We start from the raw sequence: 13,088 nt of genomic DNA on the forward strand, positions 1-13,088 counted from the left end.
ATTTCCGTTAACAATTAGTTTGGTTTCTGTTGACAACAATATACTTCAAAGGAAATTATTTTGTTGCCAATTTTCAACCAAAACTAATGCTTACTATGAGATGGAAATCCTATCGCAGGATCAGCCGGTACCTGCTTTTATTGCTATTGCCGGCCATTTCAGCTACTCATGCGCAAACGGACCGCTCCGCGAATAATGAAGTTCCGGTTTCAGGTACCGTTAAAGACAAACTCGGCGCTCCTATTGCCGGGGTTTCAATCACTGTTTTCGGCAAGTCGGGCCGGGGCAGCAGTTCCGATGAACAGGGGCGATTCACCATTCAGGCCAGCGCCAAGGCCACCCTTGTGTTTTCGCACATCAATTACACCGAACAATCAGTTCCCGTAAACAACACCATTGTACTTGACGTAGTGATGGAAGCCAGAGAAGGCAACCAGAACGAAGTAGTGGTGGTGGGTTATGGTAAATCGAAAAGGATCAGCCTGGTAGGTGCGCAAACATCTGTAAACGTTGCAGAACTAAAGCAGCCGGTTGCCAACATCAGCACCATGCTTGCCGGCCGTATTGCAGGTATTGTGGGTGTTCAACGTACAGGTGAACCGGGTATGGATGGCGCCGATATCTGGATCAGGGGTATCACTACCTTCAACGGCAATAACAATGCAAAACCGCTGGTATTGATCGATGGAATTGAAAGAGACATCAACAGCCTTGACCCTGAAGACATTGAATCTTTTTCGATCCTGAAAGACGCCAGCGCCACTGCCGTTTATGGCGTACGCGGCGCAAATGGCGTAATACTTATGAAAACAAAAAGCGGTAAAGCCGGTAAACCCTCTTTCACCGTCAATTACAACCAGGGTATTACCTCCTTCACCAAAGCGCCTGAACTGGCCGATGGCATCACCTACATGCAGCTCACTAACGAAGCCATGCTGGCTAGCGGTCAAACGCCTAAGTATTCACAGGACTATATCGACAAAACAGCTGCCGGTACCGATCCCTATGTTTATCCCAATGTCGACTGGATGGATGAGGTATTCAACAAAACCGGCGAGAACCGCCGCTTCAATGCAAGCGCCCGGGGCGGATCGGCCAATGCCAATTACTATGTATCGGTGGCTTATTATGATGAAAAGGGTTTCCTGAAAACCGATGGACTAAGCTCTTATGATGCCGGCGGCAGGTTCAAACGGTACAACTTCACCAGCAACCTGAATTTAACCCTTACCCCAACCACCAAATTTGAACTGGGCGTACAGGGCTATATTACCAATACCAATCACCCTGCCATTTCATCGCAGGATGCGTTCATACAGGCCATGCAAATAACACCGGTATCGTACCCGGTTATGTATCCCGGCAATTTTGTACCCGGCCAAAGCAGCAATGGCGATCAGCGTAATCCCTATGCCGATGTTACGCAACGCGGCTTCTGGACCATCGCCAACAACCAGTTGTACACCAACGGACGTCTTACGCAACAACTTGATTTTATCACGAAAGGGCTTTCTGCAACGGTGCTGTATTCGTTCGACGCTTACCGCAGCAATACACTTAGCCGCTCCCGGCGCCGCAGTACGTATTATGTCGATGCCAACAATCCCCGTCTGCCCGATGGCAGCCTGAACCTGATACGTACCTGGGTGGGCAGCGATGAGTTGGGCTATTCCAATAGCAACATAAGCAACCACCGGTATTATACCGAGTCGTCGATCAACTATGACCGCGATTTCGGCCCGCACCACGTAGGCGCCATGTTATTGTATAACCAAAATGATTATACCTATGAATCAGCCGGCGACCTGGTAGGTTCACTCCCCTACCGGTCGCGCGGTTTGGCCGGCAGAACAACTTACTCTTTACATAACCGGTATTTTATAGAAGGCAACTTTGGTTACAATGGCTCCGAAAACTTTGCACCCGAAGCACGTTCCGGTTTCTTTCCTTCCATTGGTATCGGCTGGGTAGCTTCCTCTGAAAAATTCTTTGAACCAATAAAGAATGCTATTTCCTTTTTGAAATTCCGCTATTCCGATGGTTTGGTGGGCGCCAACAGTTCGGTAAACGAACAGAGCAATGTTACCCGTTTCCTTTACCAGACCTGGGTAACCAATGGTCCTGGTTATTCATTCGGGTTGAACTGGAACGACGCCCGCAACGGTATAGCCATTGCGAACTATGGCGTTGACGTTACCTGGTCTGAAAGCCGCAAACAGGACCTTGGTATAGAAATTAAAACCCTGAACGATAAATTATCACTGACCGTCGATTTCTTTAAAGAACATCGCACCGGTATATTTATCGGCCGGGGCGGCGTAGCCGGATTTGCCGGCATCGCTACGGCTATCTACGGCAACCTCGGCGTAGTAGACAATAGAGGAATTGACGCCACACTGGAAACAAACCCGCTACGCGTAGGAAATACTTACTGGAACTTTCGCGGAAGCTTTACCTATAATAAAGACAAGGTGATCGAAAACGATCAGCCCGCGCAAAAGTTCCCTTACATGGACCGCAGGGGGCAGAACCTGCTCTCTGTTTATGGCCTTACCGCCATTGGCCTTTTCGAAAGCCAGGATGAGATCAACAAAAGCCCACAGCAAAGTTTCGGCGCACCCCGTGTTGGCGATATTAAATATGCCGACTGGAACGGCGACAATGTAATTGACAACTTCGATGCCCATCGCATTGGCAATGGCGATGTACCGAACATGGTGTATGGCTTTGGCTTCAATACTACCTGGAAGAATTTCAACTTCGGCGTTTTCTTTCAGGGCACCAGCGGGGCCGACCGTATCATTTCCGGCGATGGCATTATACCTTTCAATAACAGCACCGGCGCCGACCGCAGCAACCTGTATGCTATTGCCACCGACCGCTGGACGGTCGACAATCCCAGGCAGGATGCCTTCTACCCGCGCCTTGCCTACGGCAATACCGCCAACGTCAACAACGCTCAAACCAGCACCTGGTGGTTAAAGGATATCGACTTCATTCGCCTGAAGACCCTCGACCTGGGTTACTCATTCCCTAAAAAGATCTTACCGAAATGGGGTGTAAAAAATGTACGTGCTTATGTGAATGCCGTGAACCTGCTTACGTTCAGCAAGTTCAAATTGTGGGATCCCGAACTGAACACCTCTAACGGAACAAGATACCCGAATGTACGCACCATCTCCCTTGGCCTTATCGTAAACCTTCAGTAACCACCCACAAAAAATGATTATGCTGTATAAACAACTTCTACATAAAACAGGAATTACCACCCTGGCAGTTATATGCGCATTGAGCGCCTGCAAAAAAGGATTTCTTGACCAGGTGCCCGACGACCGGCTCACTACCGACAAAATATTTAAAACCAGAGAGAATACGCTCAACTACCTTTCAGGTGTTTATAGTCGCGTACCCGATGAAAGCTACGACCGTTTTGTAGGCGACCGCAACTGCGGTCCCTGGACGGCCGCTTCAGATGAAGCCAAATATACCTGGAGCTTCGTGGGCAGTAACTTCTTCAATTTAGGAACAACCGTACCTACCCAGGGTTATTTTTCCGGCCCCTGGAGCAGGTATTACCAGGGCATTCGCGATGCGGCCTACTTTATGAAGAATGTTGACCTGTGCCCCGAGCTCACCGCAGAGCAGATAACCCAGTACAAAGCGGAAGCAAGGGCCATCAGGGCAATCTATTACTACTATCTTATTCGCATGTTCGGCCCGGTGGTACTTACAGGCGATGAACCAATTCCACCCGACGCTTCTTTTGAATCGATCCAGTTGCCGCGCAATACCATGGATGATTGCGTTGAGTATATCGTAAGTGAACTCGACAAGGCAGCGGCAGATCTTAAATTCATTACCCGCAGCGTTTACAATAACGCCAACGCCCACGAATATGGCCGCGTAACAAAAGGTATTGCCCTTGCGTTCAAGGCGCAAACCCTGTTACTGGCAGCCAGTCCGCTCTTCAATGGAAATACCGATTACGCAACGCTCAGGAATCCTGACGGCACTCAACTGATTGCACAAAACTATGATGCCGGTAAATGGAAACGGGCGGCCGATGCCTACAAAGCATTCCTGACCCAGTTCGTTCCCGGCGTATATGAATTGTATAAAGAAAATGATGCGCAGGGAAGTTTTAGTCCCTACCTCAGTTGCCGCAACGTCATGCTCACCAACTGGAACAGTGAATGGATCTGGGGACGGCCCACTGCCGGCATCTCGGTAATGCAATATGCCCGTACCCCTTATCATTCCGGCTTTGCCAATGAAATAAAAGGCGGCGGCGGTTTGGGCGTTACACAAACCATGGTGGATGCTTATTTCATGGCGAACGGCTTGCCAATCACACATCCGGCCTCGGGTTATGTAAATGCAGGTTTCTCCCAGTTCAAAGCCCCCGGCGATGTTGCCGATCGTTCAACATTCAATCAATGGGTGAACCGCGAACCCCGCTTTTATGTAGGCGTTACCTACGATGGCAGTCACTGGCTGAACACTTCTTTCAGCGGTGATGTAATCACCAGCACACAATTCTCCGGCAACTCGGGTAAAAAGTCAGCAGGCAGCGATTTCAGTCCAACCGGCTATATCGTAAGAAAGAACATGTCGACCGGCAGATGGGCCGATGATGCGCGCCACATGGTATTGATGCGGCTGGCGCAGGTATACCTCGACTATGCAGAAGCGTTAAACGAAAGCGAACCCGGCAACCCCGATATCCTGAAATACCTCAATCTCATTCGCGAAAGAGCAGGTGTTCCGCAATATGGCACCAGTACCGATCTGGCAGTGCCCGCAAACCAGGATGCCATGCGCCAGGCTATCAGAATGGAGCGCCGGGTTGAACTGGCTTTTGAGTGTGTACGGTATTTTGATACCCGCCGCTGGAAGATCGCCGAACAAACAGATGCCGGTGCTTTCTACGGATTGAACATAGACCTCGACGGCGCCGGTTTCTATACCCAAAAACAGTTTGAAACCCGCGTGTTCAATAAAAAACATTACCTGTTTCCCATACCGCAGGTTGAGTTGGATAAAGACAAACAACTTGTTCAGAATTCAGGCTGGTAGAATCAATCGGCAATAGACAATGGCAATATGCCAGGTGCGTGAAACAGCAGGGAATAAAGCGGCTTGCCAGGTATCTACCGATCCTGGCGCCCTTTTCAACCTGTTAACTCATCAATGTTATCAACTATACGCCAATATTCGTTCAGCCACTTTAAAAATTAAACGGATCCAGCAATGAACATCTCTATAAAACACCTTGGCATAAGCCTGCTTTTATTCAGCGGTTTTGCCATCACCTCGCAGGCACAGGACCTCATTTCAACGGTAGGCGGTGCACTATACACCAATTACGAATGGTACTATTACCGGAATGGCGGAACTACCACCGAATATTCCGGGAAACTGGTAGATAATAGCACGGCCAGCAAATGGTTCCTGTACAACCCCGATGATTTCTCAACACTTCCCATTCAGGTAACCTACAAACTGAACACGGCATCTGTTGTAGCCCAATATACCATAACCTCAGCCAATGACGCTTCGGAAAGAGACCCGAAGACCTGGACCTTACAGGGCTCAAACGACAGTACATCCTGGACAGTGCTCGATACCCGCACCAATGAAACCTTTGCCAGCCGCATACAAACAAAAATTTATGACGTGGCCACCACCGGAACTTATTTGTATTACCGGTGGAATATAACCGCAGTAAACGGCACCAGCCATTTTCAATGTGCCGAATGGCGGCTGGTAGGGCCCGCAGCACCCAATGCTCCCACCAGCTTAAACGGTACTGCCACCAGCGGCGCCGAGATCAATCTTAGCTGGACCGACAATTCAGCCAACGAAAACAGTTTTGTGATCGAACGTTCCATCGACGGCACCAACTACACACAAATAGGCAGCGTTCCGGTGAACACCACATCCTATACCGATAACGCCGGTTTACAGATCAACACGTTGTATTACTACCGCGTAAAAGCAGTAAGCAACACCTTAGGCAGCAGTTCCTACGCATCAACCAATTTAAAAACCCTCAACCTGAGCGGGGCCATCGTTGATGTAACCGATGACGGCGGCAGTTTAACGGTATTGGTTGAGAACAGCGGCGGCGCTACCGCCGGTGAAGGATCAACAAAACTCATCGACAACAACTACGGCACCAAGTACCTTGCTTTTGGTAATGTACCTGCCGGTGGCTACTGGATGTTGTATAAAGCGAAGTTTTCCTATGTGGTAACCAGTTATACCCTCACAACTGCCAATGACGCCGCGGGCCGCGATCCAAAGGCCTGGCAATTCCAGGGTTCGAACGACAGCCTCAACTGGACGGTGCTCGATACAAGGGCTAACATTTCAACCCCCATACGCGGCACCAAATACAAATACAGTTTTGGCAACACCTCAGCCTTTACCTACTACCGGTTGCTGGTAACTGAAAAGAACGGTTCAACCGACGGCGTAATGACGCAAATAGGCGAATGGGAAATATGGGGTATGAACGCAGCAGCGCCACTGGTACCAACTGCGCTTACCATCACCAATACAACATTCAATACGGTTGCCTTGAGTTGGACAAATAATTCGACCAACGAAACCAGTTTTCAGATCGAACGTTCAGAAGACAATCTCAGCTTTGCCGCCGTAGGTACCGCAGCCGCCAACGCAACCACCTTTACCGACGTGAACCTGTATGGCGGTACCCAGTACTTTTACCGCGTACGCGCCATCAGCAGTACGGCCGGTGCATCCATTCCATCGAACGTGGCCACCACCACTACCCTGTGGGACCCCAACCTGCCGTTCTCACCCCGTAATTTGAAAGCGACCGCTATTTCAACATCAGAGATCGAACTGGTTTGGGAAGACAGGTCGGCGAACGAAACAGGGTTTAAAATAGAACGCTCGACAGACGGCGTAGCCTTTACTCAGATTGCAACGGTAGGCGCCGATATAACAACATACGTGAACACCGGCCTCACTAAAGCCAGCATGTATTATTACCGCGTAATTGCACACAACACCATGGGCTCTTCTTATTACAGCAATATAAGCTCAGCTGTAACCCAGGGTGTAAATGCGGCGCCAACCTTTACGTTTGTCAGCGACACAACAGCCTGCACCGCGGCCTTTGCCTACAAAGTGCTGGTCACCGGCATATCTGCAGGCACCGCGGAAAGCTACCAGAAAGTGACCATGGGCGCAGTAAGCAGTAATGCCAAACTGTTCGCAACCTTATCCTTCTCTGCCGTTTCGAACGACAGCGCATGGCTTACCTTCCAGGCACAGGGCGAAGTAAAAGACAGCGCTGTTATCACCATTACCGCAATGGACGACGGCGGCACTTTCAACAACGGTACAGATAAATTCACCAGAACATTTAAAGTAGTTTATAACCCGCTTACCATCGCTATTGCCTCTTTGGAAGGCGTTGCCATTGCCCCCTACCAAACCGCGCACTTAACTGCTTATGGCGACCGGGTAACCGATTACCGCTGGACGGATACGGTTGGTATCGTAAGCGGTTCGCTGACCACCAATAAACTCGAAGTAAAGCCAACGTACCATACCAAGTATACTGTTACCGGCACCAATAAACAGGGCTGCTCCGTTTCAAGCAGCATTACTATTGGTTTCAACGGCAACGTACTGCCCAACCCGGTGAATGTGATCACGCCGAACGGCGATGGCAAGAACGACAAATGGGTTATCTGGAACATCAACCGCTATCCCGATAACACCGTAACCGTATTCGACCGCGCCGGCCGCACCGTGTTCTACAAAAAGAATTATTCCAACGACTGGGATGGCACCCTGAACGGCCGGCCCCTCGAAGAAGGTTCTTACCTGTATGTAATAACCATTGGCCCGGGCATCGAACCTGTAAAAGGTGTGGTAGTCATCATTCGCGATCACAAATAACCAATTACGTAACCATCATTAACGTATTGAAACATGAAACAATTCACTCACTATAAAAAGCTGATACCGGCAATTGCCTGTATCTGCCTCGCCACAACTGCCAAAAGCCAGCTAAACACTTTCGGCAGCGGTTATTACCAGAACCGTTACCTGCTGAACCCCGCCATGAGCGGGTTACAGCAACAACTGATCATCAATGCCGCTTACAAAAAAGATCAGTTGTCGTTTACCGAAAGTCCAACCAACCAATACCTCACCGCCGACTATGGCCTTAGCGAAAAAACCGGTGTAGGCGCATACGTGGTGACCAACCAGGCGGGCCCTCTAAAACAGATAAACGCTATGGGTACTTACTCGTACCACATCGCTTTTTCTGAAACAAACAAACTGCACATGGGCATTTCACTGGGCATAAACAATAACCGCCTCGATATTTCTAAAACAAATGGCGAAGCAGATGATCCGGCGTTGTTGAATTATAACAGCAAAGGCACCAGGTTTGAAGCGGGGTTTGGCGCCGCATACGCTTATGGAAATTTACTGGTACAGGCTTCGCTGCCGCAACTGGGCAGCCAGTTCAAAAAAGAAGAAAAAAACCAGGCCAACCGCCCGCTGGCATTTGCATCGGTTTCTTACAAAATAAAGATCAGCGAAGAAGCAGAAGGCATTTACGCCGAGCCCATGCTTTGTGTAAGGGCCATTAAAGATGCCGACAACATCATCGATGCCGGTTCAAATTTTACCTTCCTCAACAACCGCCTGAACATAATGGCCGTGTACCATACCAACAAAAGCATTACTGCCGGTGTGGGCCTGCAGGTAATTGACCAGGTTCTGGTGAACGCGCTTTACCATTCTGTTACCGGCGGTTTAAAAACATTCTCCGATGGCGGCCTTGAAGTTGGATTAAGAATTAACCTCTCAGGCATTTCTAAAAAGCAATAAAACGGCACACATGAACTATTCAAAATATTATCCATTATCACTCATAGCGCTGATCTTCTTTTTCGGATCGGCCTCCAACAGCTGCAGTAAGTCAACCAAAACAGGCCCTGCAGAAATACCGGTTTCCAGCCTCGACACCATTACGCCCACAGGCGGTGTACCGCCCCTCTTCTGGCAGGAGCGCTGGTTAGATCACCGGCAGTATTTAACCCGGGTTGCTTATAACGAGCACGTAGCGGTTTATTACGATAACAATATGGAGCGTACCATTACCTGGCCGTTGGATTTTATGACCGATGTATGGAAATATACCAAATCGGTATATGGCGATTTTGGCAATGAAAACCGCCTTTATTGTGTGTTTCACCGCAGGAATTATAGCGGCGGCCGCACCGGTAACATCTTTGATGAAGCCGATGATTACCGTAGCCTGGCCGATGTAGCTACAGACGGCAGTTTTGAAAAACCCGAAGGCTGGAACATCGACGCCATTGTACATGAAGTTGCCCACGTAGTGGAAGGCTCTGCCTATGGCGTGCACGAATCACCGGCATATACCGTTTGGGGCGACAGCAAATGGGCCGAGATCTATCAATACGATGTGTATATGGGCATTGGCAAAACCGCAGAAGCTGAAAGAATGAAATCGCTTTATATGGAACAGGCCGACAATTTTCCCGTTGAAGGCACCAAATGGTTTAAGAACTGGTTCTGGCCCATTTACAACAATTATGGGAAAAGCAAAGTACTGGCCAATTACTTCAAATTGTTATCGATCCACTTTCCAAAGAAAAACATTCCCTCGGGTGTTGAATACACCCGCCGGATGAACCTCGGCGAGTTCATTCATTTTTATAGCGGCGCAGCTGGCGTTAACCTGAAAGCTCAGGCCACTACCGCTTTCGGCTGGTCATCAACCACCGATGCCCAATTCAACAAAGCCCGTCAGGATTTTCCCGGCATCACCTATTAACAAAATGACCTGTAAGGCAGGCTTACGTTTCCCGAACTGGTGGAGGCTAAAAGGCTACCTTGCAGGTCTTTACCTTAAACCCTGCATTTTTCATGTAACAAAACCACAAATATTAAAAGAAAAATCAATGAAGCGAGTATTTCTCACCGTTGTAGCTTGTAGCTGTTTTGGTATAGCCATTTCTCAAACCGGTACCAGCAAAAAAAATAGTAAACGTTACGACTGGAACGACCGTAACAACAACACCATTTACCGGAGCGACTCCCTCACCAAAAAAGGGTTTACACTCATTTTCCTCGTACAGGATTCCACCTTCAATTCCGAAACCCAGCAAAAACTAACCGAAGCATTTTTTACCGTATATCCGCAGGAAGTAAAACGCTTTAACCGGGATGCGCACAAAAAAGTGGTCTTTATTATTGACCCCTCCTACGACGGGGTGGCCGCCGCCAGCAACGGCATCATCCGCTGCAACCCCGAATGGATGAAGAAACATCCCGAAGATATCGATGTGATCACCCATGAAGCCATGCACATCGTTCAGGCTTATCATAAAGGCCATACACCCGGCTGGCTTACAGAAGGTATTGCCGATTATGTTCGCTATAAATACGGCGTAAACAATGAAAAAGGCGGCTGGCAGTTAACGCCTTTCAAACCCGACCATCACTATACCAATGCGTATAGAATTACTGCCCGTTTTTTGGTTTGGATAGAAGAGAATGTAAACAAGAAGATCGTTGACAAAATGAACGCCGCCGCTTATAAAGGGGAGTATAAAGACACCCTTTGGATGGAATATACCGGCAAAACAGTTGACCAGTTATGGGAAATGTATGCGCAGGCGCAGGAAGCTAAACAATAGCTAAACCCAGCACTACAACAATTTAGCATTAGATTTGTAGCCTCCCATCTTTCTCATTAAAAAAAGAAATATATAGAAATGAACAAATGGTCATTGTTGTTATGGGTGTTACCCTTATCCGTTTTCGCTCAACAAAAAAACGTAGTTCAATATGTAAACCCATTGATCGGTACCCAGCGCATGGGGCATACCTACCCCGGCGCCACGGTTCCGTTCGGCATGGTACAACTAAGTCCCGATACCGATACCCTGCCCTATGAAATGAATGGGAAATACAATCCTGATGTTTACAAATATTGCGCTGGTTACCAGTATGACGATAAAACCATTGTAGGTTTTAGCCATACTCATTTCAGCGGTACCGGCCATAGCGACCTGGGCGATTTCCTGGTTATGCCAACCGTTGGCGCATTGCAACTGAACCCGGGCGTGGCCACCGATACAAAAACCGGTTTCCGTTCGGCCTTTTCACATGCCAGGGAAAAAGCAGAAGCGGGGTATTACAAAGTGCAGCTCGACGATGACAACATCACCGCCGAGTTAACCGCTTCTACCCGTACCGGCTTTCATCAGTACACCTTCCCCAAGACCAGTGATGCACATATCATTTTCGATCTGATGCATGGCATTTACAATTACGATGATAAAAACGTATGGACCTTTGTTCGCGTTGAGAACGATACGCTGATCACCGGATACCGGCAAACCAACGGCTGGGCCCGTACGCGCACCGTTTATTTTGCCATGACCTTTTCAAAACCTTTTAAAGAATACGGTTGTAAGGACTTCAGCAAAAAACAGGTATACCGTGGTTTCTGGCGCAAGTTCGACCAGTCGAAGAACTTCCCCGACCTTGCCGGCAGGCAGTTGCGGATGTTCTTCAATTTCGACACCGACGCGGGTGAAAAAATAAAACTCAAACTGGCCTTATCATCGGTAAGTACCGAAGGCGCCCTGTTGAACCTGCGCACCGAAGTTCCGCATTGGGATTTCGAAAAAACAAGATCGGAAGCGCAGGCCGCCTGGAACACGGAGCTTACAAAAATTGCGGTTGAAGCGCCGGAACCGGAAAAACAGAATTTCTATACGGCCATGTACCATGCATTTCTGGGACCTACCGTATATATGGATGTTGACCGTAAATACAAGGGGCTCGATCAGAATATTCACACGGCAAATAATTTCACCAACTACACCACCTTTTCGTTGTGGGATACCTACAGGGCATTGCATCCTTTTTTCAATGTAATACAACCCGCGCGTAACAGCGACATGATCAACAGCATGCTGGCTCATTATGATCAAAGTGTGCTGAAGATGCTGCCTATCTGGAGCCATTACAACAACGACAACTGGTGTATGAGTGGTTATCACAGTGTATCGGTCATTGCCGATGCGCTTGTCAAAAGCAGCACATCGGTTGATGCAGCGCATGCGCTGGAAGCCTGTGTAACCACAGCCAACCGCAGGAATTATGAAGGGATTGGCAGTTATATTGAAAAAGGATTTATTCCCGATGAAAAACTGGGCACTTCCGCTTCCACTACACTGGAGTATGCATATGACGACTGGTGTATTGCGCAGCTGGCGCAAAAGCAGGGCCGTTCAGATATTTATGATGCGTTCATAAAACGGTCGGCCAATTATAAAAACCAGTACGATGCGTCGGTTGGTTTTATGCGCGCCCGCAAAGAAGACGGCAGTTTTAAAAAGGAGTTTGATCCGTTGAGCACACATGGCCAGGGTTATATTGAAGGCAATAGCTGGAACTATAGCTTTTTTGTTCCGCACAACCCCGATGATCTTATCAACCTGATGGGTGGTAAAAAGAAATTCGGCGCCCGCCTCGATACGTTGTTTACCATGTACCTGCCCGATAAATATTTTGCCGAAACCGAAGATATTACCCGCGATGGCATTATCGGCAACTATGTACATGGCAATGAACCGGCGCATCACGTAGCGTATCTGTACAATTATGCCGGTCAGCCCTGGAAAACCCAACAGCGGGTAAGGATGATCCTCAAAAATCAGTACAAGCCTTCGCCTGACGGCCTTGGCGGAAATGACGACTGTGGTCAAATGAGCGCCTGGTATTTATTTTCTACCCTCGGCTTTTACCCCGTAGCGCCCGGTTCTCCCCTTTATCAATTGGGAAGCCCCGCCATCAACAAAGCGGTGATCAAACTCGAGAATGGCAACTCGTTCACCATAGAGGCCAATAACCAAAGCGACAAAAATGTGTACGTGCAGAAAGTGTTGCTGAATGGCAAACAACTGGAGCAGCCGGTTATCAGCCATGAGGACGTCATGAAAGGCGGCTCGCTGGTTTTCTTTATGAGCAATAAGCCGAAGAAATAGTTACGG

Annotated in this window: 7 protein-coding genes; all 7 read left to right on the forward strand. The window is 48.6% G+C overall.

The window, feature by feature from the left end; translation table 11 throughout:
• The first annotated feature begins 95 nt into the window (after positions 1–95).
• The 7 genes from A4R26_RS19310 to A4R26_RS19340 all read left to right on the forward strand — a co-directional run bounded on the left by A4R26_RS19310 (position 96) and on the right by A4R26_RS19340 (position 13,082).
• Positions 96–3,209 carry a SusC/RagA family TonB-linked outer membrane protein gene (locus A4R26_RS19310; protein ID WP_081166774.1) on the forward strand — a complete coding sequence of 1,038 codons (3,114 nt, stop codon included), beginning with the start codon at positions 96–98 and terminating at the stop codon, positions 3,207–3,209.
• 19 nt (positions 3,210–3,228) lie between these two features.
• Positions 3,229–5,076 (forward strand): RagB/SusD family nutrient uptake outer membrane protein, encoded by a 1,848-nt coding sequence (locus tag A4R26_RS19315; protein ID WP_081166777.1) that lies wholly within the window; start codon positions 3,229–3,231, stop codon positions 5,074–5,076.
• A 174-nt stretch (positions 5,077–5,250) separates the two neighbouring features.
• Positions 5,251–7,938 (forward strand): T9SS type B sorting domain-containing protein, encoded by a 2,688-nt coding sequence (locus A4R26_RS19320; RefSeq protein ID WP_081166780.1) that lies wholly within the window; start codon positions 5,251–5,253, stop codon positions 7,936–7,938.
• 33 nt (positions 7,939–7,971) lie between these two features.
• The gene (locus tag A4R26_RS19325) at positions 7,972–8,883 is read left to right on the forward strand and encodes a PorP/SprF family type IX secretion system membrane protein (RefSeq protein ID WP_081166784.1); all 912 of its coding nucleotides are present in this window, start codon (positions 7,972–7,974) and stop codon (positions 8,881–8,883) included.
• 10 nt (positions 8,884–8,893) lie between these two features.
• Complete coding sequence (locus tag A4R26_RS19330; RefSeq protein ID WP_081166787.1) at positions 8,894–9,856, forward strand: hypothetical protein; 963 nt, start codon at positions 8,894–8,896, stop codon at positions 9,854–9,856.
• Positions 9,857–9,983: 127 nt separating this feature from the next.
• The gene (locus A4R26_RS19335) at positions 9,984–10,721 is read left to right on the forward strand and encodes a basic secretory protein-like protein (RefSeq protein ID WP_081166791.1); all 738 of its coding nucleotides are present in this window, start codon (positions 9,984–9,986) and stop codon (positions 10,719–10,721) included.
• 78 nt (positions 10,722–10,799) lie between these two features.
• Positions 10,800–13,082: a GH92 family glycosyl hydrolase gene (locus tag A4R26_RS19340; RefSeq protein ID WP_081166794.1), complete on the forward strand. Its 2,283-nt coding sequence runs from the start codon at positions 10,800–10,802 to the stop codon at positions 13,080–13,082.
• Positions 13,083–13,088: the final 6 nt, after the last annotated feature.

This window comes from Niastella populi (assembly GCF_002078015.1).
Taxonomy (GTDB): Bacteria; Bacteroidota; Bacteroidia; order Chitinophagales; family Chitinophagaceae; genus Niastella; species Niastella populi.